This is a genomic window from Emticicia sp. GW821-FHT11C11 (assembly GCF_058808615.1).
Map to the genome: position 1 here is coordinate 1,417,483 of NZ_JBXARV010000001.1, position 24,130 is coordinate 1,441,612.

The window sequence follows — 24,130 nt, forward strand, 5'->3', positions numbered from 1 at the left end:
CAAAAACTGCTTAATATTGGCATATAATCACTTACCCCATAGCTATGGAACCCGTTATTTCTTTACGGAATGCCGACATTTATCAACGCGACCAACTGATTTTATCATCAGTTGACTTTACTATCCATCAGGGTGAATTCGTTTATCTTATCGGTCGCACAGGCAGTGGAAAATCTTCAGTTTTAAAAACATTATACGCCGATCTCTGGCTTGAGAAAGGAACCGGCACAGTGGCCGGCTATGAACTGCATTCATTGAAGCGTTCGCAAGTTCCGTATCTTAGAAGAAATATCGGTATTGTTTTTCAGGATTTTCAGTTGCTGAGCGATAGAAACATAGAAAAAAATCTGGTTTTCTACCTGAAAGCCATGGGATGGAAGGACAAAGACGAAATGAAGTCGAGAATAGACGAGGCATTGAATCTGGTGAATCTACCGAATATCCTTTCAAAAATGCCTCATCAGCTTTCAGGTGGTGAACAACAGCGGGTAGGAATCGCGAGGGCATTGCTCAATCATCCACAAATACTATTGGCAGACGAACCTACCGGCAACCTGGATCCGGAGATGTCGGTTGAGATTCTGAAGTTGTTTAAAGATATTAATGAGAAATCTAAAACGGCCGTATTAATGGCTACGCACGATTTCGAACTGATAGAGCGTTTCCCGAACCGCACTCTTTATTGCGACAAGGGCGTAGTAAGAGACCTGGCAGAAGGTTTTTAATTAAACCCGGTGATACCCACCTTAATCAACAACTGGTTGGTGGTAGTTAAAACCTGCTTGCTTTTATATTCAAAATTATTGTCAATTTCTACCGTATTGGGTCTGACAATTTTGGTAGCCTCTGCCTGCTGGTAGTAAATGCCAATATCAAGATAGCTGTTTTTCATGTTTCCAAATAGCTTAATGCCTACACCCACACCAATACCGTAATTGGGTGTTACTTTTGTCCAGCGTTGTAGTGTCTCAGAGTCATCCTCATTCAATTGCTCCAGCAGATTGGTCTGTATAAGCTTTGCTCCAAAAAAAGCATCGGCATAAGGGTTAAACTTAGAACTCCACAAAACAGGGCGGTAGCGAGCCAGCCCATTAAGCCAGAAAGAAGTATTGAGAACTCTGAAATCGCCGCTGTAAGTGGTTTTAACGTCCTCTCTTCCGTCTCCCTGCAAACCAATTTCTGCGCCATAAAAAACTGTCGACGCACTTTTTCTTCCATAGGGGTTAAACAGAATTCCACCTGATGCGCCGAATTTAGCACCTGCTTTGTTTCCTTCTTTTAATACTGTTCTGTATTTACCCAGCGCATTGCCGAGGGTTAAATTCAGGAAATAGGAATACTTGTCTTCAATATATTTGGGCTGTTGCTCTTGTGCAACAGCCGGTAAAATGCTTATGCAAAAAAATAAACAGAACAGAATTCTCATGTGATTCACTATTTGGCGGTCAGATATGCAAACGGAACAATCATCTCTTCTATCGAAACACCTCCATGCTGGAACGTATCCTTATAATGGCTCACATAATGATTATAGTTGTTCGGATACGCAAAGAAATAGTCTTCCATCGTAAAGAAGTATGCTGTTGATACGTTAGGTTTGGGCAACATAAACATTTCAGGTTTTCTTACAATCAGCACATGGTCATCTTTATCGTCAAGATTCAGGTTCTTACCCTGTTTGTAGCGTAAATTAGTATTTACATTCCGGTCACCAACAATTCTTTTGGGGTGCTTTACGCGAATCATCCCGTGGTCGGTTGTAATGACCAGTCTTCCTTTTTTCTCAGCAATCTTTTTCAGCAGGTCCAGAAGAGGAGAGTGCTCAATCCACGACCTGGTAATGGAGCGGTAGGCCGACTCATCGGGTGCCAGTTCTTTAATCATACCCATTTCGGTGCGTGCATGCGAGAGCATATCTACAAAGTTGTAAACGATGGTCACAAGTTGATTTTTCAATAGATTATTGAAATTATCAACCAGGCTTTTTCCCTGATTTATATTCAGAATCTTGTTGTATGAAAAACTGATGTTCAGTCGTCCGCGCTCAATCTGGCGTTTCAAAAACTCAGCTTCATTATTATTGAGAGCATCTTCATTTTCGCCTTCGTCATTGACCCACAGGTCAGGATGTTGCCGTGCCATATCAGAAGGCATCATGCCAGAGAAAATGGCATTACGAGCATAAGAAGTAGCTGTTGGCAGAATGGCATAGTAGTCGCTCTCTTCTTCCACATTAAAGTAGTCGCTTATCACTTCTTCAATTACTTTCCATTGGTCGTAGCGAAGATTGTCAATCAGCAAAAAGAAAAGCGGTGAATTGGATTGCACCAGAGGGAACACCTTTTTTTTCATTAACTGATGTGAAAGCAAAGGTTTGTCTACTTTCGGGTCGTTCAGCCAGTCTTCATAGTTTTCTTCTATAAACTTGCAGAAATAAGAATTTGCCTCCGATTTTTGCATACCAAACACTTCTTCCATACTTTTATCTTCCGACCTGTCCAGTTGTAGTTCCCAGTAAACCAGCTTTTTATAGATTTCGGCCCATTCCTGATGCCCGATCCGGTCATTATATTGCATAGCCAGATTTCGGAAGTCCTGCTGATAACCCAGATTTGTTTTTTCCGAAATGAGCCGTTTATTATCAAGAATCTTTTTAACAGAAAGCAGAATCTGGTTGGGGTTTAATGGTTTAATGAGATAATCGGCTATGTTTGAACCGATGGCATCTTCCATTATACGTTCCTCTTCCGACTTGGTTATCATCACCACCGGCAAATTAGGTTTCAGAACCTTAATTTGCGCAAGTGTTTCCAGACCTGTCATACCGGGCATCATTTCGTCAAGAAAAACTATATCGTAGCGTTCGGTTTCTACTTTATCAATGGCATCGGCACCGCTCGGTACAGGAGTTACATCATAACCTTTGCCTTGTAAGAAAATTATATATGGTTTAAGTAAGTCGATTTCATCGTCCGCCCAGAGTATGTTGTATCGCATAAAATTGTCTGTTATGTATAAAATTGTGTATTGCTACAATGTAAAAAAGTTACTTTTATTGCCTATACGCAAATGAATTTTCTTGAAAGGCACCGTTTTGCAATATCGGTAAAATTCATGAAAATCAAGTAAATTTGTATTTTTGCATTAAACGAACCAAGAATTTTAATTTGAAACGCCTTCAGCACTTCCTTCAGCGAATCTATATATGGAACACAACAGTTTCTTTGTATCATTTGTTGGTGATTCTCTGGAAAAAGATTATCACATTTGATATCGACCAAAGAGCGGCATCAGTATCCTATAGCTTTTTGCTGGCGGTTTTTCCTGGAGTTATTTTCTTATTTACACTTATCCCGTTTGTTCCGATTAATCACCTCGACCGGTTGATAATGGATTTTCTGAGAGATGTAATGCCTCAGGGAATTTATGAGAACACATCGGTCACTATTCTTGAAATTGTAAGCCGAAAACGAAGCGATATTCTTTCTTTCGGGTTTATTTTTACGGTTTTTGCGGCTACTAACGGCATGATGGCGCTCATGCGGGCCTTTAATATGGCATTGCATGTAAAAGAAAAACGCAGCTATCTGAAGGCCAGAATGATGGCGCTTTTTCTGACTATTCTGCTGGTAATGGTTTTGGTTTGTGCCATAGTGCTTCTGGTGGTGGGCAGAATAATTATCGACTTCCTGTTTTCCAAAGACCTGTTCAGTGAAAATTTCACCTTTTACCTGTTGCAGATAGTGCGCTATGGAGGGGTTTTCCTGATTTTCTTTTTTGGTGTGTGCGTGATTTATTATTTCGCACCAGCCGTACACAAAAAACTGAAGTTTTTCAATGTAGGGGCATTTATTGCATCATTATTAGGCATTCTGGCTACCAACCTTTTTTCATACTATCTGTCCAATTTCAATTCTTATAATAAACTGTATGGCTCAATCGGAACATTGATTGCCCTGATGGTATGGTTGTACCTGATTGCGCTGATTCTGATACTGGGCTTTGAGATAAATATTTCGGTGCGAGATGCACTGTATTTCTACAGAAAAGAAAAAGGTGAGATAAACCCACCTTTAGAAGAATAATATATGTGACTATTTTATTGCCAGAAACCCTCACGAATCATTGCTTTTTCAAGCTTTACACCTAATTCGGCTGAAGCTTTCACTAGTGGCAAACGTACTTCTGAGCTGCAAATTCCTTTAATTTCAAGGCATTTCTTAATACCCACCGGATTTGATTCGACATAAAGCAGGGTATCGAAATCAACAAAGCATTTCTGCAATTCGGCAGCTTTGTTGAAATCACCATTCAAAGCCGCCCAGGTCAATTCACTGAACTCTTTCGGGAATGCATTGGCAATTACTGAAATAACACCCTTAAAACCTACGCTGATTGAGCTTGTTACCAGATTATCGTCACCCGACAAAAGCAAAAAGTCTTCAGGGCAACGTTTGGCCAGTTCAAGTGCATTTTCAATGGTACTGGCATCTTTTATACCAATAATGTTCGGGTGTTTGGCCAGCTCAACTACCGTTGAAACCTGCAGATGAATAACCGTGCGCCCGGGTACATTATACAATAAAACCGGTACCGGAGAAGCATCAGCAATAGCTGTAAAGTGTGCAATAAGCCCGGCTTGTGAAGGTTTATTATAATAAGGACAAACCGATAAGATGGCTGTAACGCCCTCTAAGTCAGTTGTTTTGATGGTCTCTAAAACTGATTTTGTATTGTTACCACCCAAACCAAATATGATGGGTAGGTTTCGTGGGTTGTTTTCTCTGGCAAGCTTTAATAATTTGGTCTTTTCTTCAACAGAGGTAGTAGAGGTTTCGCCGGTTGTGCCTTGCACAACAAAATAATCTGCGCCCCCTGCGCTTGTAAATTCCAGCAGCCTTACATAAGCATCAAAATCAACTTCATGCTGCCTGTCAAATGGTGTTATTAAAGCTACACCTACTCCTTCTAACGGATGTGCCATTTTTTGTTGTAATAATAATATAGTACTGTCGGGCAAAGTTCGTCAGAAAATCGGACTTTGAAAAAAGATTTCTCAAATCGTTTCACAGCGTTTTGCCTGATAAAATCATAAAAGTGCCTGATAAACCAGAATTCTGAATTTGCGCACAAATTCAGAATAATGTGCGTAAGGATGAACATTGGTAAATACCAGCAGGATAAGTTCTTCTTTAGGGTCGATGGTGTATTCAGAGCAATACATACCACCCCAGGTGAGCGAGCCCGGTGTTGCGTTATCGCCATAATGAGATTCCGGCGTGATAATCTGCAGACCCAACCCGAATTTATCCTGTCTGTCCCATACAAAGCTTTCACCTATCTGGTTCCGGCTCATCAGCTCTACAGTGCTTCTGCTAAGTAGTCTTTTGCCATTAAACTCTCCTTTGTTTAGTATAAACTGGCATATTCTGGCATAGTCCTGAACGGTGCTTACTAAACCGGCACCGCCCGAGAAAAAGGCTCTTTGTCCGCTTACAGCAAATTTTCTGTATGTTTCACTCGTATGCAAGGTTAGTTTGTCATCGGTGCTTCCTTTAGAGTATAATTCTACCAGTCGACCGGCTTTTTCATTGGGCAGATAAAAGTAGGTATCGTTCATGCCTAATGGATTCAATACTTTTTTGTGCAGATACTCATCAAACGGCATACCCGATAGCGCCTCGATTAATCGGCCGATTACATCGGTATTCAATCCATAGGTAAATTGTGTGCCCGGGTCAGACAGAAGCGGGCGGACCGCTATTTTATCAACCACATCTTTCAGCAAATCCTTCTCTACAGAGCAGAAGAAGGGCACTTTAAATTCGGGCAAATCCTGTAGAGGATGCTCATATGGAATCCCTGCCGAATGACTTAGTAACTGCCTGATAGTGATAGCTGATTTAGCCGGACGGGTAATATATTTATTCCGATCTTTTTCGTCGTAACTTACCAGAACTCTGGCATTTTTGAAAGCAGGAATGTATTTTGAAATAGGCTCGTCCAGAAAGAATTTTCCTTCTTCAAACAGCATCATCAAACCAATGGTAGTGATGAGTTTAGATTGAGAAGCAATTCTGAAAATATCATCTTTTTTAAGAGGTGTTCTGGCTTCAAGATTACTATAGCCAAAGGCTTTTTCATGTACTATTTTACCTTTTCTGGCTACCAGTGTAACCACATTAGGCGCAATGCCTTTATCGACTATTTCCTGAAAATGAGCGTCCAATCTTTTCAGTTTTTCGGTCGAGAAGCCTGCTTCCTCAGGTGTTTTGACAGATGTTAGTTGTTGAGGATTCTGGGCATGAACAGTGGTTAGCAACGAAAGCAAAATGAATCCTGACAGGAATACTATTTTTTTCATAGGTGAAGGGTTTCAAATGGTCTATATAGAGAAGAATGGTTTAGCAATTGCATGATGTACAATTGCTAAACCATTCTTTCAGAATATTGTATGAATAATTAATTAGGCCGTTTCAACGATTGCCAAGAATTCAGTTGCCAGCCTTTTTTCTTGTCTTTCACGTACACAACCAGGTAGGTTAAGGGTAGGAGTGTAGGCTTGCCATCAACAGGTGGTTGAGTAACAAGTACTTTTCCATTAACAACCGCTGTCTGATTATTATTATATAATCTTATAGAGATGTTTTCTACATCAATTTTAGAGTATACACTTCCGCCATTCAGTACCGAAGCAACATACGCTTCTTTATTATCCATTTTGCCGTTTGAGTGTACATAGATCAGATCATCGGCAAATACCTTGTTAAGGAAATCGGCATCTTTCGAAACCTGTGCTGCAAAACGTTTCTTTTCAAGGTCTTCGATAATGGCTTTTGTATCCTGGCCTGTTGCTAGTTTACTTACAAGCAGGAAAATACCAAATACGATTATTTTTTTCATGGTAAATATTTTTAGGTTGAATGTTTATAGTTCTACCTTTTTCATTTTCGGTACAAGCAGGTGCATAATTAACCATGCCAGCAGATATGCCGCTCCGCAGATACAGAACATAATGAAGTATCCGGTTTGTATCTGCCCGATTTTGGTATAATAAACAAACATATTTTTTTGTACTAACCATGTGAGCAGAATACCCCCCAAACCACCAAACATACCACCAATACCTGTAACAGAGCCGGTAGCTTTTTTAGGAAACATATCAGATACCGTAGTGAATATATTGGCACTCCATGCCTGGTGAGCAGAGGCCGCTATGCCAATTACCAGCACTGCTAGCCACATATTAATGGAGCCCATGTATTGCGCAAATAATACGGGTAGTACAGCAAAGGCATAAATGAGCATACTGGTTTTACGTGCTCTGAATGCAGGCCAGTTTCTGTTGATGAAATTCAGAGGTAACCAGCCACCAAAGATACTGCCTATACTGCCAATCATATAAACTAATGCCGATGGCCAAACGATTTCGGTAGAAGAAAGATGGTACTCTTTCATCAGGAAGTCGGGCAACCAGAACAGATAGAACCACCAAACAGGATCAGTTAAGAATTTACCGATAGCAAATGCCCATGTTTGACGGAATTTCAATAAGGTAGACCAGGGTACTCTTTCCTGCGATGCAGGTTCAGATTTATCAGAGTGAATGTATTCGTATTCAGCTTTTAACAGGCGTTTCTGTTTTTGAGGAACTTCGTAGTAGATAAACCATAAAATAAGCCAGATAAAACCAATCACTCCTGTAAGAATAAATGCCCATTGCCAACCCCAGTTTTCGGCAATTAATGGTACAGATAAAGGCACAATAATAGCACCGATGTTAGTACCGGAATTGAAGAAACCGGTTGCCAGGGCTCTTTCTTTTTGAGGAAACCATTCGGCCACTGACTTGATAGCAGCAGGGAAATTTCCGGCTTCTGTTACTCCAAGAAATACACGGGCAAAAATAAAGCCTAATGTTCCGGTACAAAAAGCATGTGCTACTGCTGCTACACTCCACAAACCTGTCGCTATGGCATATCCAATCTTTGTTCCGAATTTGTCAATGAAACCTCCGGCAAAGAACATCCCGAATGCATAAGCTAACTTAAAAGCAATTTCAATGTTCGAATAATCAATTACTTCCTGTTCGGGTGTCCAATTGAAAGCATCTGCCAGATAAGGCTTTAAATAACTGATAACGTTCCTGTCGAGATAATTAATGGTGGTGGCAAGAAAAAGAAGACTACAGATAGTCCAACGATACTTTCCGATTTTTTCCATAGTTATAGGGTTAAATTTTTAGGTTCATGAAAGGGCTTTCCCCTTTCTGTGATGGATTTATTCTTCAAAAATCAAGCGTATGGGGCCAAGCAGACCTGATGAAACGGGTTCCCATTTGGCAGCGTTAAAGGGTTGATATTTTATGTCTACCATGTTGGTATCATAGAATTTCTTCCAATTTACTCCCGTTTTATCTAAATACCTAATACGATTGGCTGATAAATTGGTGACCTCTATTTCTATTAGGTTGGAACTGCTTAACCCGTCAGCCGTGAACGGTACTCTGAATGGTAAAGACCAGGATTTGCCCAATTTTTTGCCGTTTAGTTTTACAGTTGCCATTTCGCGTACGTCGCCTAAATCAATATAGCCGTTTTTAAGCTGTGATTTATCAAGATTAAAGCGCAATGTATAACGTGCAGTGCCACTAAAATACTGAGCGGTAGTATCACTCAAATTTACCCATGATTGCAGGCTGTCTGTCTGGAAAGAACTTGGAATAAAAGGTTGGCCTTTTACAAAGTCTACTTTCCATAAACCTTTCAATAGAACGAAGTCTCCTGTCTTTTTTGCGGGATAAATTTTTTCGTTAGCGGGCTTCTCATTCAGTGCTTCAATGAATACGCTCTCACCACCAGTTAGTGTAAGTGGGATTTCTATCAGCTGTGGGCTAATGCGTTTGAAATTTATCAGCCCACTTTTTTGATGAAGCGGGTCATAGATTCTGACTGCCTGCGCCGAAACAGCCAACTGTATTTTGCCCTGCTGAAACCGACTGCCCAGATTGCTTACAAAATAAAGCGTGCCTTTTGCATTCTTTTTGCGGATGAAAGACAAACCAGATTCCGATAGATTTTCTTTTCTGATTTTAGCCGATTGCAGGCTCTTGGTTATGTCTGAACTAACGGAATTGCTAAATGAGGGCAGCAATTGTTCTAATTGCTTTTGGTGTTTGTCCCAATCTTTAAAGCCGGTGGTTGAGGTTGGCAAATGGTCAATGAAAAACACCTGAATACCTGCCCGTTTGCATTTTTCCAGATAAGCCAGCGTAGCAACAGGAAGATATTGTACAGGCGGCACCACGATGGCTTTGTATGCTTGCTTTCCTTGTGTAATTAATTGCTTATTGGTTATCTGAGAACTTTTTAGCTGTAAGTCAGATATAAAATCGAAACTATAGCCATTGGTGGTGAGCACTTTGCAGGCATCGCCAAAGGCAGATTTCAACATGCCGTCTTTCATAATGGCATGCACGTCAATGGCATGGGTTTTAGTCTTGTTCCCTACCGATTGCCAGAGGTCATAAATAGGGAAGTACATCAGCATGTCGTTATCAGGCTTGCTGTTTTGTAGCTTTTCCTGACAGCGAGCTATGTAATTGTTGAGTTCGGGCAGGTATTCCCAGAAATGACTTTGCTGATTAAAATTGGTAGAGGCATAAAACAACCAGCCCGGGAATGGCTCATTGGGCGGTGAATAGGGAACGCCATGATAAAAGATATGGTTTACACCACCAATAAACGATTCGTCGATAATGGGTTTTACCTGAGAAAGCGCTACCTTGAAATGATTACCCAGCCAAGTTGCCGTTTCTGAACTGACCAGCTTTTTACCTGTAACATGAGCTACAGAAGAGGCTAGCTTCAGTACCAATGCATCGGGAATTCCAAAGCGTTTTTCCTCATAATCAGGGTCTATCCGCGATAGCGGAATATCGTAAGGTTTGCTGCCGAAAAATTCAGATTCGGGAATATCTCCGATAGCGTATAAATCCAGAATATTGGCGGGCGAACCGTGCGCTTCATTGCGGGTGATTTTACCTTGCCGTTTTGACCAGCCTACCCAGGTTTTGGTGAAATCATCCCGAAGAATATCTGAAAGCGTTTCGTTATAATCACCCCAGATCAATTTTTCGCGGTCGGTTTCAGCTTTTTCTTTGGCCAGCACATCAAGGTGTTCTTGTAAGTCATAACCCCTTAATTCTTTGAAGCGTTGAAAGAAGTCAGCAGTCCAGTTGGCACCGTAGGCTTCGTAAGAATCATTATAAAAGGCACGGACAGGATAATTCTTTTGTCCGAATGCTTCCTGAAATGTATGGAGATAACGCTCGATAGCTGCTTTGTTGAATGGGTCTACTACAAGCCCTTCTCCACCCGGTGCAGCCCGCTTCACTTTCTGATTCGTAGGGGCGAAGGTAAGGGTGTATTGACCATTCTGTTGCACTACTTTGAATGCCTGAGCAGCATCTGCAGTCGATACATTTTTGCCCCCGAAAGGCCAGCCTGTACCCAATGTCAGGTCAATACCCAGGTTGTTTTTCCGGGCTTCCTGTAGGGTGAAATCCAGCATATCCATCCATTCTTTTGATAAGAAAGGTAAAAACTTGCTTTCCTCACCTTTCACCCCATAAATAGGAATGATATGCATGCCACCAAAACCTGCTTTGGCATATTCTTTCAGATTCTGGCTGATGCCTTCTTTCGTAACAGCACTGCCCATCCACCACCAGTAGGCCCAGGGCTTAGTGGTAGATACCTGTGCTGATACCTGCGACGCAATCAGTAAGAAAAGAATAACAAAGCGTTTCATGGGTGCTCTTATTACCAGCCGAAATAGTTTTTGGCGTTGTTGTAGCAAATGTTTTGTATGGTTTCACCAATCCAGGGTATATCGTTAGGCAATTCACCATTTTCGATATCATTACCATAGATGTTACATAAGATGCGCCGGAAATATTCATGGCGCGGAAACGACAGGAAGCTGCGTGAGTCGGTCAGCATTCCGATAAAGCGACTCAATAACCCCATGTTTGACAAGGCATTGATTTGTCTTTCCATGCCATCTTTCTGATCCAGAAACCACCAACCCGAACCAAACTGTACTTTACCAGCCATAGAACCATCGTTGAAGTTGCCTACCATCGTGGCTATCAGTTCATTATCAGCGGGGTTCAGGTTATAAATAACAGTTTTAGCCAGTTGGTCGTATTCATCCAACTTGCCCAGGAATTTCGACAACGCAGCGGCCTGAGACCAGTCACCGATTGAATCCCAGCCCGTGTCTGGTCCTAACACACGCATAGCGCGTTTATTGTTGTTACGCAAAGCGCCTAAGTGAAACTGCTGTGTCCAACCCAATTCGGCGTATATTTTGCCTAACTCATGCAGAATGGCCGATTTGAAAATAATGGCATCAGTTTCTGAAAGAGTCTTTCCGGCAATGGCATTTTTAAATGCCTTGTCGGCTGTTTCGAGGGTGAAATCAGCCGCATAGATTTGCTCCAGTCCGTGGTCTGAGATTTGTCCACCTTGTGAAGCAAAATAGTCTGCTCGGTGACGCAATGCCTTTAGTAAATCTTCAAAAGATTGTATTTCAAAATTGACAACAGCACCTAGTTTCTGAATATAAGTCGGGAAATTAGGGTTGTCAATCAGTATAAATTTATCGGGTCTGAAAGCCGGAAGCATTTTTATTTCGAAATCTCCGGCTTCTCTCAATTGCTGATGGTATTCTAAGGTATCAAGCGGGTCGTCAGTAGTACAAACCACTTTTACATTCATTTTGCGAAGCAGATTTCTAACCGAAAACTCAGGAGAGTTGATTTTCTCAGAAGCAATGTCATAAATCTTCTTAGCAGTCTGCGGGTTCAGTACCTCCTGAATATCAAAGTATCGCTGTAGCTCCAGGTGCGTCCAGTGATACAATGGGTTACGCATGGTATAAGGAACAGTTTCTGCCCATTTTTCAAACTTCTCGTAGTCGGATGCATCACCGGTACAATATTTTTCATTGATACCATTAGTACGCATGGCGCGCCATTTATAGTGGTCGCCATAAAGCCATATTTCAGTGATGTTTCTAAACACTTTATCGGCCACAATCTGGTCGGGTGGTAAGTGGTTATGGTAGTCAATGATAGGCATATTCTTCGCAAACTCATGATATAGTGTGCGCGCAGTTTTGGTTTGCAATAAAAAATCTTCGTCTAAAAACGGTTTCATACTTCTCTGAATTCTAAAATTTTGAAATTGACATAAGGATTTTAAGCCCTTTGCCGGCCTTTATGTATTATTTAAAATATTGATACAGCAAAACTATTCAGTTTCATCTGATTTATTCTGCCCTAATTTTTCTTTTTTTAATACTATTTTGACAATTGAAGTATGTGATTGTATCAATAATGTTCAATCATCGATGAAGTCACCGAATGAATTCGGCGGCTATTTAAACAAAGGTCATTCTAGTATTTATATACCGACTAAAGTCGGTATCAGGGAAAATACTTATTAGTTAATTATCATTTCACACTTTGCTGCAACAACCATTTCGCCAAATCTTTGGCGGCATCGAAATTCTGATAAACGATCGGGATGCGCCGGCCATCGGTGTATTCGTTGTATAACCAGGGGTCACCAACGGCAAATACCATTCCTTTACCAACTTTGGCCGTTGCAATGATTACTTCACCTTTTTCAGTCAGTATTGATTGGGCTGTACCGCTCAACTCAAGGGGTGATAATTCTTTGATGTAAACCGCCTTTGTATTTTTGAAAACCGGATTGTTGACAGGAATATCCAATCGCCCTTGTTCCCATTGTGTACCCTGCACCATATTGATGTTTTTCGGCAGGAACTGGATACCAAATTCTTTAGCCAGTAGATTGAAGTTTTTATGCTCGCAATTGGATGTATCATTAGCCATCATGACTAAAACCCCTCCGCTTTTTACCCAGTTGCTAATCTGTTTGATATCTTCTGCCTGAATGAAATTAGGTTTTGCTGTTTCTTTTTTAGTGTCCGGATCAACAATAATGTATACACCGATATCTTTCAGGTTTTCAGCTGTTGGAGCAGCTTTAATAGTGGTGGTGCGGGCACCTAATTCGTTGAATATATTGCCCCATACCCAGAAGCCTGAGTGCATGCGGTCGTCCCAGGTATAGTGAAAATTCTCTTGGTTACCATTCAGGTCTTTTCTGAATTCATTGTTAAAATGCCCGTCAACGGCTACTATTTTGCCCTTGCCCGGTGCATTTTCATTGGCGATTTCCATTTCGACACTGGCGAAGATGAACGGCCCGACACCTTTCAGGTCGTTTTTGCGGATAGGTTCGCTCAGGTAGTAATCGTAAGAACCGTCACGATAAGGATTACCTCCCAGCCCACCTACGCTCACAGTTTTGTTGAGGCTAATGGTGCCGTCTTTTTCTTTTTCTACAAATTCTTTCAGTATACCTGCGTAGCCTTTTCTGGCTGCAGTCACATATTTGGCATCCAGATACCCTTGACGTACGCCTTTGGCTAAGGCATATACAAACATGCACGAACCCGAGGCTTCGAAATAATTACCTTTACGGGTTCCCTGTGTTGTCATCTGATACCACACACCTGATTTGGCATCCTGATATTTTACCAGAGCTGGCGCCAAACGTTGCAGGTATTTGATAAGATTGGCTTTTTCAGGATTATAATCAGGGAAATAGTCGAGTACATCAACCAGAGCCATAGCATACCAGCCAATGGCACGGCTCCAGAAATGCGGCGAAAGACCAGTTTTTTTGTCAGCCCATTTCTGTTCGCGACTTTCGTCATAACCATGATAAACCAGACCCGTTTGTTCGTCTACTGCATATTTCTCAATCAGCGAAAATTGTCTGGCTATGTCATCGAAATGCTCCGGTTTATTGAAAATCCGGCTGTATTCGGCTGCAAATGGTTCACACATAAACAGGCCATCGAGCCACATCTGATACGGATACCTTTGCTTGTGCCAGTAACCACCTTCTTTGGTTTTGGGTTGGTTTTCTATCTGTTTCCACAGTAAATGCGCTGCCTTAATGTATTTATCTTTGTCGGGTTGGGTTTGCTGAGCCAGCATCAACAGTACTCTTCCGGTGGGAATATTGTCCAGATTAAAATCATTATATGGATAAGTTCTGATACTGCCGTCTTTTTGAACATATCGGTCCATATCTTTTCTGATATACTCAAAGTATTTCCCGTCTCCGGTGCGATACCACACTTTTTCCAAAGCTTTTAATACAAGCCCTTGTTCATAATCCCATCCGGCAGGTTTGTTGGGTTTTACCGTAATGGAATCTTTATGCCAGGTCATGAACGACTCAGCCATCTGCACCGAATAGGGTTTTTGAGCCATGCCTGTTAAACCGGCAAACAGAAAAATGGCAATCAGTTTTTTAACACTCATCATCTTAATAAGCTAATAGTGATAGAATACTCAGATATGGACTACAACACTATGTTCAATTTTTGTCCTGCTTTCAGGTTGATTTTTTGGGATTTCCTGCCACTGATAATCGTGGTTTGTCCGCCTTTTTTTGAGTAAACAGTCAAAGTCCTGATGTTTTTGTCGGCCCAGGTCATTGAAATCTCGAAGCCACCTCTGGCACATATACCTTTTACTGAACCTGTACTCCACTCATCTGGTAGGGCGGGTAATAGCCGGATATGTGTTTCATCTGATTGAACAAGCATTTCGGCTACAGCCGCAGCCCCTCCGAAATTACCGTCAATCTGAAAAGGCGGGTGGGCATCAAACAGGTTAGGATAGGTGCCTCCGCCACGCGCATAATTGGTTTTTACACCGTCGGGTTCCACATAATGCAGTAATTCACGATACATTTTATAAGCATGGTTCCCATCCCAAAGCCTTGCCCAAAGATTGATTCTCCAGCCTTTTGACCAGCCGGTGGTTTCATCACCTTTAATTTCCAGTGTTTTGCGGCTGGCGTCTGCCAGTGATGGTGTTTTTTCAGGTGTGATATGATTACCGGGAAACAAACCGAACAAATGCGACTGATGGCGGTGCTTAGGGTCTTCGTCTTCCCAATCATAATACCATTCCTGCAGATTTCCTTTTTTACCAATCTGATAAGGGTATAGTTTAGCCAGAGCCTGTTCCAGTTTAGTTCTGAATCCGGCATCGGTATTCAATATCTTAGAGGCTTTAATGGTTTGTTCAAAGCACTCGCGTATCATGGCCAGATCGGCTGTAGCGCCATAAAGTGTAGCGCCGTGATAGCCTGTTGAAGTGATGTATTTATTCTCAGGAGAAGTGGACGGAGAAGTAACCAAATGTCCGTTTTTATCTTCAACCAGCCATTCCAGACAAAACTGTGCTGCGCCACGCATGATGTCATAGCCTTCGTTTCTCAGAAAATTAATGTCTTTTGTGAAAATGTAATGCTCCCATAAGTGCGTGCTTAGCCAGGTGCCACCCATTGTCCAGTTAGCCCAAACAGGGTCACCTTTGCCAAAATCACCTACCGGATTACTCATTGCCCAGATGTCAGAGTTGTGTGCCACTGTCCAGCCATTGACACCGTAAAAGGTTTTAGCAGTAATTTTCCCTGTTTCAGATGCATTTCTGATAAAGCCTAATAACGGCCGATGCATTTCTGACAGATTAGTGTTTTCTGCCAGCCAGTAGTTTTCTTCGGCGTTAATGTTGGTAGTATAATTGCTGCTCCAAGGCGGGCGCATGTAAGGATTCCAGATGCCTTGCAAATTGGCAGGTACACCTTTAGTGCGTGAACTGCTGATCAGTAAATAGCGTCCATACTGAAAATAAAGCACTTCCAACACTTTGTCTTCTTTTCCTTCGGCATAGCGTCTTAACCTTTCATCGGTTGGTAGAATAGGAGCCTGGGTAGGCCCAAGATTCAGACTTACCCTGTTGAAAAACGACTGATAGTCTTTAATATGCGCCTGTTTTAATTGGGTATAAGTCTTGCTAAAGGCTTTGTTCAGATTAGCCGTTGCTATGGCATTATTATCCAGCCCTTCGGTGGCAGGGTTTTTATCAAAACCATTGAAGCTGGTAGCAATCGATACGAAAATCAAGGCTTCTGTTCCATTTTTGAGTCCAATGGTACTGTCGGTATTGACCACCGTACCCCCGGTATTCTTGATTTTTGCTAAAGTAGTAAACCGGGTGCCTTTTGATTCATCAAATACTACGGCATCTGGTATATTTACATAATTGGGTGCCGCTTTGATAGGGGCATATCCGTTTGCCCTTAACAGATTTCCATTGCCTGAAACCTTGTTTTTTAGCAGGCTATTAAACTTTACATCAAAGCTTAAAGCTCCTGCTTTGCTGCTTGTCAATTTAATGACCATTATTTGGTCGGGATGTGAAACAAAGTATTCGCGGGTGTATTTTACACCATCAATTTCATACTTGGTTTTCGAAACTGCCTCCCCGATATTCAACTCGCGGTAATAGTTCTGTGCCTTGTCTTCGTTCGCAAAGTTGATGTACATTGTACCCAGTGGGGCAAATGATTCAGAGTATTTTCCCTGAATTTTGCGGTACAACTGGTCTGCTAATTTATAATCTTCATTTTTCAGTGCTTCTCTGATAGCGGGAATATGCTTATAGGCTTCGGGATTCATTTGGGCATTGACAGGCTCACCCGACCATAAGGTGGCATCATTCAGATAAATTTTGTCTGACTGCACTCCTCCAAAAACCGTTGCACCTAATTTGCCATTGCCGAGTACCAGGGTTTCTTCAAAGTATTGTGCCGGTTTTTTATACCAAAGTGTTTTGTCAGGTTGTGTGTAGCCGGCAATTGTAATAGTGAAAAGTAGTAGTAATAATGTGTATTTTTTCATAGTTGCTATTTAAAAGATTCATAGTTTGGGCACTTCTGCCAGATGAATACCTAACAGTTTTTTACTGATGGCATCCAGCGCGTTCTCTGGCCCTTCGAAATGAAATGTACGTTGTGTGTGAATTAATGTTTCGTTACGTTTCAGGGCAATGGCAGGAGAGGAGGTTTCTAACTCATAAAACTCTCCCATCTGGTTACCCGTAGCATTCTTACCATCATTATAGGCATTGATTGCATCACCTTTATAAGGGTTTTTCTGGATTTCCCACATCGAATTCACGTAGTCGGTTTCACCCTTGTAATCGAACTGAACAATGGTAAGAATTTTGTTTTCGGCATCATAGCTACCGGCTATCGGTTTTAAAGCCTGTGGCGGAATTCCTATTTTTCCGCGTGATTGTGCATCTGCTTTGAAGAATAGAATATCCTCTTTTTTTACTAATCGCTCAGCCGGTATTTTGCCAAAATAACTGTCATTGATCTCATCTGCTTTTCCTGCCTGATAAGGAATGATGATGATATTTTTGGGAGAGGCTTTCATCATACCTAAAAGCCAGATAGAAAGCACTCCTTTCGATTTATCCCAGTCGTCGGTTCCGGTATTTGTCAATGCGTTTCTGGTTTGATAGCCTACCCACGCTATATCTTTGAGTGTTACTCCCAATAGTTTTTCGGCATCAGTTTGGTTCAGTAAACTGATTTCGCGATTCAGTTTTACGTTGAACTGAGTACCTGAGTAGTTTTCAAGCGTCATAGCTTTTGTAAAAACGGCTCTGTTGGCCTGTTTCTCTATCAAATCATAAGATGCAGTGTCTATTTCAGCCGGGGTTTGCCAGTTTTCAAAATCAAAGGTGCTGCCTTTTTTAAAGAAAACAGAATATTGCCCGCCTTCGGGGCCGAACCAGAAACGTTCTTCACCGCCAAAGGCGTTCATGTGCGGGGTGTATTTGCCTGATGCAATGGCTTCGTGGTTAATCCAGCCATAGCTGAAACCGCCATTTCCTTTCGCTGAACTGGTCATTACTCGTGCCTGATAATCGCTTACAATGGCTACTTTCATGCTGTCCTGCTCCAATAATACTACCTCTTTATATTTTTTCAGAAAATCGTAATCGTAACCAAAAGTCTCTTCCTGTTTCATAGTTGTTTGTGTATCGTTTCTCTCATGCGCCTGATTACAAGCCATGCAGTAAAATGCCAGAAGGATAGAAAAAGCTTTTTTCATCCGGGTTTAGTTTAACAGTTTCATTACTGCTTCGTCTCCCTTCAATGCATTACCCGGCAAAGGGTGGGTGGTATCGAACACCTGCAGGTCGGCAGGTGTAAGTACGGTATTGGTACTTTCATCAATTTTGCCGTTTACCGTTACCTTGTCGATATCCAGTTTCAAATGTTTCGCCAGAAAAGCATAGGCAGCCAGACGTTTCGAAATACCGTAGTCGTGTTTTTCATTAGGCAGGTGCACGTTTTCTAATTTGTTTTCAGCACCATAGAATGAATAAATGCGTTTAATGAACGGATATTCCTGTTCCGGAGTGTTTTTGGTCCAGTCGCCACCGTCAGATACCAATAGCATAGGTCTTGGAGCGGCAAGTGCGGCTATTTCAACATTGGTTGTTTCATGAGTGGGGCGTTTGTGGATAGGCATACCGCTTTCGCACACACAACCTCCGAAGAAATAAGCCGAAACCATTACTACCGGTACCGACACTTTAATTCGGCTATCGATGGCAGCTAGTAGAAAGGTCTGGGTACCACCACCTGATTCTCCGGTCATGCCTATTCGTTCCTTGTCAACATTGGGTAGTCCAAGCAAAAATTCGAGGGTCGCAGTGCCATTGGCCAATTGTAACTTTATAGCCTTAGCTATTTTATGATCACATTGTTTCGAATCTCCCATACCGATCATGTCATAGGCAAAAACTACCGCACCCATGCGAGCCAACGTAGCACAGCGTTGTTGTGTATACTCTTTCAGGCGTGGGTCTGAGCCGTGTCCATGCGGACAAAGGATTCCTGCCATTTTTTTGCTCTGTGCTAAGGGCCGATAGAGATTCCCCGTTACATAGATGCCATCCAGGCTCTGGAAAGAGACGTTTTCAACACTATAACCATTGAATTCCTTTTTGCTATGAATAGTAATGTTGGTTGGTTTCTTTAAGGTGAGTTGGTTAAATTCCGAACCATCAAGAATGCCCTGCCGGATAAGAGCGGCGCGCTTCTCCCAACTTTTTTTATCAGAGTATCCCTTTGCCAGGTCTTCATGCACTTTTATGGCTTGCTCTTCCGTAAAAAAACGCCCCTGGCGCAGGTCGGGTTTTTCGGGGTTATACTGGGCTAGCACCCATGAGCTGGCCAGAGAAAAGCACAGAATAAGAAATGATGATTTCATAAGATTAAGGTTTACGTATGAATAAAATCTTCGCGCATCGGGTTAAACACATCAACCAGTACACCATCTTCCAGACAAACAGCTCCATGCAGTACATCAGAAGGTGCAAAGTATACATCTCCTTCTTTCAGAATTTTGCTTTCGCCATTAATAGTGATTTCAAAAACACCACCGGCAATGTAGCTCATTTGCAGATGCGGGTGCTTGTGAACAGCCCCGATGCCACCTTTTTCAAAAGCTACTTTTACCAGCATAAGGTCTTTAGAATAAGACATGATTTTGCGCTTGATTTTCGCATCAACTATTTCCCACGGTAGGTCATGGTCTTCTACCAGCGTTTTCTCAAAGGCTGTATTCACGAGAGAGGTTATGGTTTATGTTTAATAGACGGATGTAAATATATTATACTTTTACTGGAAGGTAAAAGTACCTATTATTTTTAAAGAAAATGTTCACAGCGAATTGATATTTTTATGCAAACGTTATCGGGAACGTTGCCAAAATTGTACTTAGGTGTAATTGAATTGTAAATATTCAAGAATTAATCGAAAAAAAAGCCCGTTGATAGGCTGACGTAGCCGAATGAAGATAGTCCTTGTACCAGATTGAACTGTTTTTCAGATACGCCAAGTTTTTTTGAAATAATACGGGCATCAGCAATGCAGATATGCTATTTTGTCACAATACCGTAAGCGTAAATTAAAAAACTCATGCAAGTAGCTTTTTTTTCTTAGGAATATAAATATATTTGGTTTTTATATTGTGAATATCTGAAATGCCCTTTTTTAGTATCGGGAAAGTAAATCGGTATGCTACATAGTGGTATTTTTAGATCGATTTTTATTGAATTATCTGAGGTGGACAGAAGACAAACTATATTTTTACGGTTTAAATAAACAGGCATGTTTATTGCTATTTAACAATTCTGAATATACCACATTAAGGCTTCTTAATAAAGAACAGGTAATGTGAAATATATATTAAAAAAACGTTGCTATTTACAAGTGAATACGAAAACTATTGGAATTATTAGGCCTGATTCATACCATAATTTTTTATAGTGCTCTCGTTATATTTTTCAAAAACTGCTACCAATCAATTACAATAGTTAAGCTACACTCTTAGCGATGTGCTGCTTTTTGCGGTGAACGTAAAAATTGTGGATTGTTAGGTCACACCAACCAGAAATTATGGTAGAAATAGAACTTCTTAAAGAACAGATAGAGCAGGAACGCAGTGCCAGGTTAAATGCTGAAGCGCTTCTTCAAGAGAAGCTATTGCAGTTAGCTCAGCTTAATGAACAATTAAGCAGTTCGAATGCCAATTTTGAGCGTCAGCGTGAAGAAGGGGATGCGGCAATTCAGAAAATAGAAAATCGTTATCAGATACTCATTGAGTCATTAAGAGATATCATTTATAAAATTACACCCGAAGGCCATTTTACGTTTGTGAATCCGATCGTGAAACAGGTATTGGGGTATGAGCCTGAAGAGATAGTAGGAAAACATTTTACCGAGCTGGTTGTGCCTGAATACCGCGAAGGACTGGTGAGTTTTTACTGGAACATGATGAAGGAAAAACAGGAAAGCACCTATATGGAGTTTCCGGCAATGACAAAAGATGACCGTATTGTGTGGATTGGTCAAAGTGTGCATCTTTTGAAAGAAAACAACCGTATTGTTGAACTGTCTGCCGTAGCAAGAGATATAACCCAGCGTTATCTGACAGCCGAAAATATCCGTAAAAGTGAAGAAAAGTACCGCAAAATTATGGATAACATGGCGCTGGGACTTTTAGAGGTTGATAACGATCAGAGAATTACCCGTGCGTATGAAAGGTTTTGTAAAATGATCGGCTACACTGAAGAAGAATTGGTGGGTAAAATTGCTTCGGATATGTTCGTAGCGAAAGGCTATGAAAATATTATGGACACTGAGCAGGCCAAAAGAGAGTATGGCATGGGGAGTTCGTATGAAATGAAAATGATTAAAAAAGACGGAAGTAGTCTTTGGGCAATTATCAGCGGGTCGCCTATTATTGACGAAAACGGCATAGTAGTGGGTTCAATAGGTGTTCATTATGACATTACCGAGCGGAAACAACTGGAACAGGAATTGGCAAATGCCAAGCAGATTGCCGAAGAAGCACGTCAGGCAGAAAAACAGTTTTTGGCCAATATGAGCCATGAGATCCGTACACCACTCAATGCGATCATAGGAATGACCCACCTGTTGTTTGATACCCGTCCGAGCCAGCAACAGAAAGAATACCTAGAGGTATTAAAAACAACTGCTGATTTTCTGCATGGGTTAATATCTAACCTGCTGGACATGGCGAAAATTGAAGACGGAAAAGTGGACGTGAAAAGAAAACCGTTTGATCTGGTCGGATTACTTCGTGCCACACAGCAGGTTTTTAAAATCAAACTGGAAAACAGACCCATCCGCATAGATTTGATGATTGATGCCCGGATTTCTGGCAATTATGTAGGAGATGACTTGTTACTTAACCAGATTATGCTGAACCTGATTAGTAATGCCGAGAAATTTACACTTGAAGGTGCGATTGATATTTCGGTAAAAATAAAACAGGAGAAAGACGATAACATATGGCTTGAGTTTAAAGTAGCCGATACGGGCATAGGTATTCCTGAAGAAAAACGAGATCTGATTTTTCAGAAATTTGAACAGGTAACCTATCATGGCAACAAACATAAAGGTACAGGTTTAGGGCTTAGCATAACCAAGCAATTGGTGGAATTGCAAGGCGGAACAATTTCTGTGAAAAGCCAGGAAGGCAAAGGGTCAACCTTTACTTTTGTTCTCCCTTTTCAGAAGATGACAGAAGTAAGCATTGAAAAAAAGGAACCTTCCACCGAAGCATTGAAAATCGGCAGGGTTTTAGTTGCAGAAGACAACGCAATGAATCAGAAGTACATCATCAAGTTACTGGATAAATGGAATATTCCGTTTATGATTGCTGCTGATGGTAAAAAAGCCGTAGAACTGGCTATGGAACAGAAATTCGATATTATCCTGATGGACATTCAGATGCCTAATATGGATGGCTACGAAGCATCTATTAACATAAGAAATACAGATAACATTAATAAAAATACACCCATAGTAGCGCTTACAGCCTCCGCAATGGTCGATCAAAAAAATAAGGCCCTTGCCGTTGGTATGAACGGGTTTATATCGAAACCATTTACGCCTGCTCATTTATTGAGTGCTTTACAGGAATACCTGAGCAATGAAAATGAAACAACTGAAAGAATAGCAGCATCTACAGGAGGGAAAACAGACTTAAACCGGGCCTGTTTAAAAGAGCTTTATGGTGACGATAAGGAATATGCCGCCGATATGTTTCAGACTTTCCTGACAGAAGTGGTGCCGGATTTCAATACCCTGCAAGAGTTGATACAAAGCAATGAAAGAGAACGGCTTGCCAAAGTAGTACACAAACTGAAACCTACCCTTGGTATGGTAGGACTAACAGAACTGGAAAAGAGAATGTTTGATTTTGAAGAGCAGGTAAGGCAACCTTCTGAAACAGAAGAAACACTGTTAACTACCTGGAAAGATATTTTTGGAGATATTAATCAAAGCCTTCCGATTATAAGGAACGAATTAGCCAAACTACTAATATGAAATTGAAATGTATCATCGTTGAAGATGAAGTAATGTCTCGGAAATCGTTACAGCGGCTTTGTGAACAGCATGAATCATTAGAACTGGTTTCTGTTTTTGAAAATGCAGAAGATGCACTGGTTTACTTGTCGACAGAAAAAGTTGACCTGATATGGCTGGATGTAGAGATGCCGGGTCTTTCTGGTTTTGATTTGCTTGAAAATCTGACATCTATACCTCAGATAATCATGACAACAACCAAAACCGAGTATGCTTTCGACGCATATCAATACCAGGTGACCGACTACCTGAAAAAGCCCGTCATGCTGCCAAGGTTCAAAATGGCAGTTGAAAAGGTAGTAGAGCTGTATTCTAAAAAGACGACCGTTTCGCAGCAAAGACAGGAAATTTATGTAAAAACAGACGGCAGATACGTCAGACTGCCTTATGCAGATATTTTGTTTATTGAGAACATAGGAGACTATGTGAAGATTTTCACTCACGATAATTCATATATTATTCATACCACTATGAAGTACCTGGAAGAGAAACTGGGCAGTCAGTTCCTGAGGGTACACCGGTCATATATCGTTCACCTGGATAAAATCGTTGACATCGAAGAGAATAACCTGGTAATTGCTAAAAAGGTGATTCCGATCAGCAGAGCCAACAAGCCCGAATTGATGAATCGCCTGAACATGTTATAATAGCCGGCTATTTATAAATCTGATTTGTTCGGAGCGATAAATATTTTTTTGTAAATAAATGTGTGGTATTTTTTTTGCTTTATTACTGTTCTAAACCGTCTTCCTTATGTTTGAGTTTAATGCTCACCTCGATGCCGATTACATCAACGAAATTTATGGTGGAGATTTATCTATCGTACAGATCATGTTTAACTCGTTCCTGGAAGAAAGTATTCCTGTGTGGAACGAAATGCAGGAGCAGATTTTAAACAAAAATTACGATGAAGTAGGCAGGCTGGCACATCAGATTAAACCGTCTTTTTCTATGGTTGGGCTTACTTTTCTGCATCCTAAAATACAGGCCTTTGAGGCTTTTGCAAAATCGGGTCCGGAACAGGCAGAACTATTAACTCAGTATCAGCAGATTGCTGTTGATGTAAATCACGCAAAACTGGTAATTGAAGAAGATCTGAAACGAATGGATGATTATATTTGATTCTGAAACTGCTGATTTCTTTCAGGAATACTACAAAAGGGAATACCTTGCGCTTCTGCTTTAGA

Annotated in this window: 18 protein-coding genes; 5 read left to right on the forward strand and 13 right to left on the reverse strand. The window is 41.2% G+C overall.

Features of this window, described 5'->3' with window-relative positions; translation table 11 throughout:
* Nucleotides 1-44: 44 nt before the first annotated feature.
* Entirely contained in the window at nt 45-725 is a 681-nt protein-coding gene (locus tag AC1RRY_RS06030) for a cell division ATP-binding protein FtsE (RefSeq protein ID WP_492817413.1), read from the forward strand.
* Here the strand turns inward: AC1RRY_RS06030 and AC1RRY_RS06035 are convergent.
* Together AC1RRY_RS06035 and porX are read right to left on the reverse strand one after the other, a co-directional pair.
* Entirely contained in the window at nt 722-1,426 is a 705-nt protein-coding gene (locus AC1RRY_RS06035) for a hypothetical protein (RefSeq protein WP_492817411.1), read from the reverse strand. The two genes, AC1RRY_RS06030 and AC1RRY_RS06035, sit on opposite strands and share 4 nt — an antisense overlap.
* Before the next feature lie 8 nt (nt 1,427-1,434).
* Nucleotides 1,435-2,997, reverse strand: a complete 1,563-nt coding sequence (gene porX / locus AC1RRY_RS06040) for a T9SS response regulator signal transducer PorX (RefSeq protein WP_492817409.1) — start codon at nt 2,995-2,997, stop codon at nt 1,435-1,437.
* Between the two features lie 170 nt (nt 2,998-3,167).
* Here porX and AC1RRY_RS06045 point away from each other — a divergent pair, with 170 nt between their 5' ends.
* Nucleotides 3,168-4,085 carry a YihY/virulence factor BrkB family protein gene (locus tag AC1RRY_RS06045; RefSeq protein ID WP_492817407.1) on the forward strand — a complete coding sequence of 306 codons (918 nt, stop codon included), beginning with the start codon at nt 3,168-3,170 and terminating at the stop codon, nt 4,083-4,085.
* Between the two features lie 14 nt (nt 4,086-4,099).
* On the opposite strand, the gene dapA is transcribed toward AC1RRY_RS06045, so the two are convergent.
* The 11 genes from dapA to AC1RRY_RS06100 all read right to left on the reverse strand — a co-directional run bounded on the left by dapA (nt 4,100) and on the right by AC1RRY_RS06100 (nt 19,613).
* Complete coding sequence (dapA, locus tag AC1RRY_RS06050) at nt 4,100-4,984, reverse strand: 4-hydroxy-tetrahydrodipicolinate synthase (protein ID WP_492817405.1); 885 nt, start codon at nt 4,982-4,984, stop codon at nt 4,100-4,102.
* Between the two features lie 105 nt (nt 4,985-5,089).
* Nucleotides 5,090-6,364 carry a serine hydrolase domain-containing protein gene (locus AC1RRY_RS06055; RefSeq protein ID WP_492817403.1) on the reverse strand — a complete coding sequence of 425 codons (1,275 nt, stop codon included), beginning with the start codon at nt 6,362-6,364 and terminating at the stop codon, nt 5,090-5,092.
* Nucleotides 6,365-6,462: 98 nt separating this feature from the next.
* Nucleotides 6,463-6,903 carry a nuclear transport factor 2 family protein gene (locus AC1RRY_RS06060; protein WP_492817401.1) on the reverse strand — a complete coding sequence of 147 codons (441 nt, stop codon included), beginning with the start codon at nt 6,901-6,903 and terminating at the stop codon, nt 6,463-6,465.
* A gap of 24 nt (nt 6,904-6,927) precedes the next feature.
* Entirely contained in the window at nt 6,928-8,223 is a 1,296-nt protein-coding gene (locus AC1RRY_RS06065) for an MFS transporter (RefSeq protein ID WP_492817399.1), read from the reverse strand.
* A gap of 57 nt (nt 8,224-8,280) precedes the next feature.
* Entirely contained in the window at nt 8,281-10,812 is a 2,532-nt protein-coding gene (locus AC1RRY_RS06070) for a glycosyl hydrolase (RefSeq protein WP_492817397.1), read from the reverse strand.
* Between the two features lie 11 nt (nt 10,813-10,823).
* Nucleotides 10,824-12,224: a glucuronate isomerase gene (gene uxaC / locus AC1RRY_RS06075; protein WP_492817395.1), complete on the reverse strand. Its 1,401-nt coding sequence runs from the start codon at nt 12,222-12,224 to the stop codon at nt 10,824-10,826.
* A 296-nt stretch (nt 12,225-12,520) separates the two neighbouring features.
* Complete coding sequence (locus AC1RRY_RS06080) at nt 12,521-14,431, reverse strand: glycoside hydrolase family 88 protein (protein ID WP_492819269.1); 1,911 nt, start codon at nt 14,429-14,431, stop codon at nt 12,521-12,523.
* Nucleotides 14,432-14,472: 41 nt separating this feature from the next.
* Nucleotides 14,473-16,863, reverse strand: a complete 2,391-nt coding sequence (locus AC1RRY_RS06085) for a glycoside hydrolase family 95 protein (protein WP_492817393.1) — start codon at nt 16,861-16,863, stop codon at nt 14,473-14,475.
* Nucleotides 16,864-16,881: 18 nt separating this feature from the next.
* Nucleotides 16,882-18,087: a DUF6786 family protein gene (locus AC1RRY_RS06090; RefSeq protein ID WP_492817391.1), complete on the reverse strand. Its 1,206-nt coding sequence runs from the start codon at nt 18,085-18,087 to the stop codon at nt 16,882-16,884.
* A 6-nt stretch (nt 18,088-18,093) separates the two neighbouring features.
* Entirely contained in the window at nt 18,094-19,254 is a 1,161-nt protein-coding gene (locus tag AC1RRY_RS06095) for an alpha/beta hydrolase (protein WP_492817389.1), read from the reverse strand.
* 11 nt (nt 19,255-19,265) lie between these two features.
* Nucleotides 19,266-19,613 carry a cupin domain-containing protein gene (locus tag AC1RRY_RS06100; RefSeq protein WP_492817387.1) on the reverse strand — a complete coding sequence of 116 codons (348 nt, stop codon included), beginning with the start codon at nt 19,611-19,613 and terminating at the stop codon, nt 19,266-19,268.
* 831 nt (nt 19,614-20,444) lie between these two features.
* On the opposite strand from AC1RRY_RS06100, the gene AC1RRY_RS06105 reads away from it, so the two are divergent.
* From AC1RRY_RS06105 to AC1RRY_RS06115, 3 genes are all read left to right on the forward strand, one after another.
* Complete coding sequence (locus AC1RRY_RS06105; protein WP_492817385.1) at nt 20,445-22,904, forward strand: PAS domain S-box protein; 2,460 nt, start codon at nt 20,445-20,447, stop codon at nt 22,902-22,904.
* The gene (locus AC1RRY_RS06110) at nt 22,901-23,590 is read left to right on the forward strand and encodes a LytR/AlgR family response regulator transcription factor (protein WP_492817383.1); all 690 of its coding nucleotides are present in this window, start codon (nt 22,901-22,903) and stop codon (nt 23,588-23,590) included. The genes AC1RRY_RS06105 and AC1RRY_RS06110 overlap by 4 nt, the downstream gene beginning before the upstream one ends.
* Nucleotides 23,591-23,696: 106 nt before the next feature.
* A complete protein-coding gene (locus AC1RRY_RS06115) occupies nt 23,697-24,065 on the forward strand; it encodes an Hpt domain-containing protein (RefSeq protein WP_492817381.1) in 369 nt (122 codons plus the stop codon).
* Nucleotides 24,066-24,130 lie beyond the last annotated feature (65 nt).

What these genes read in the sequence shown, in the direction of transcription:
- AC1RRY_RS06115 (WP_492817381.1), top strand. Translation starts at nt 23,697, where the DNA reads ATGTTTGAGTTTAATGCTCACCTCGATGCCGATTACATCAACGAAATT.
- AC1RRY_RS06060 (WP_492817401.1), bottom strand. Translation starts at nt 6,903, where the DNA reads ATGAAAAAAATAATCGTATTTGGTATTTTCCTGCTTGTAAGTAAACTA.
- AC1RRY_RS06105 (WP_492817385.1), top strand. Translation starts at nt 20,445, where the DNA reads ATGGTAGAAATAGAACTTCTTAAAGAACAGATAGAGCAGGAACGCAGT.
- AC1RRY_RS06055 (WP_492817403.1), bottom strand. Translation starts at nt 6,364, where the DNA reads ATGAAAAAAATAGTATTCCTGTCAGGATTCATTTTGCTTTCGTTGCTA.
- AC1RRY_RS06085 (WP_492817393.1), bottom strand. Translation starts at nt 16,863, where the DNA reads ATGAAAAAATACACATTATTACTACTACTTTTCACTATTACAATTGCC.
- AC1RRY_RS06065 (WP_492817399.1), bottom strand. Translation starts at nt 8,223, where the DNA reads ATGGAAAAAATCGGAAAGTATCGTTGGACTATCTGTAGTCTTCTTTTT.
- AC1RRY_RS06080 (WP_492819269.1), bottom strand. Translation starts at nt 14,431, where the DNA reads ATGAGTGTTAAAAAACTGATTGCCATTTTTCTGTTTGCCGGTTTAACA.
- AC1RRY_RS06030 (WP_492817413.1), top strand. Translation starts at nt 45, where the DNA reads ATGGAACCCGTTATTTCTTTACGGAATGCCGACATTTATCAACGCGAC.
- uxaC (WP_492817395.1), bottom strand. Translation starts at nt 12,224, where the DNA reads ATGAAACCGTTTTTAGACGAAGATTTTTTATTGCAAACCAAAACTGCG.
- AC1RRY_RS06035 (WP_492817411.1), bottom strand. Translation starts at nt 1,426, where the DNA reads ATGAGAATTCTGTTCTGTTTATTTTTTTGCATAAGCATTTTACCGGCT.
- AC1RRY_RS06110 (WP_492817383.1), top strand. Translation starts at nt 22,901, where the DNA reads ATGAAATTGAAATGTATCATCGTTGAAGATGAAGTAATGTCTCGGAAA.
- AC1RRY_RS06095 (WP_492817389.1), bottom strand. Translation starts at nt 19,254, where the DNA reads ATGAAATCATCATTTCTTATTCTGTGCTTTTCTCTGGCCAGCTCATGG.
- porX (WP_492817409.1), bottom strand. Translation starts at nt 2,997, where the DNA reads ATGCGATACAACATACTCTGGGCGGACGATGAAATCGACTTACTTAAA.
- AC1RRY_RS06090 (WP_492817391.1), bottom strand. Translation starts at nt 18,087, where the DNA reads ATGAAAAAAGCTTTTTCTATCCTTCTGGCATTTTACTGCATGGCTTGT.
- AC1RRY_RS06070 (WP_492817397.1), bottom strand. Translation starts at nt 10,812, where the DNA reads ATGAAACGCTTTGTTATTCTTTTCTTACTGATTGCGTCGCAGGTATCA.
- dapA (WP_492817405.1), bottom strand. Translation starts at nt 4,984, where the DNA reads ATGGCACATCCGTTAGAAGGAGTAGGTGTAGCTTTAATAACACCATTT.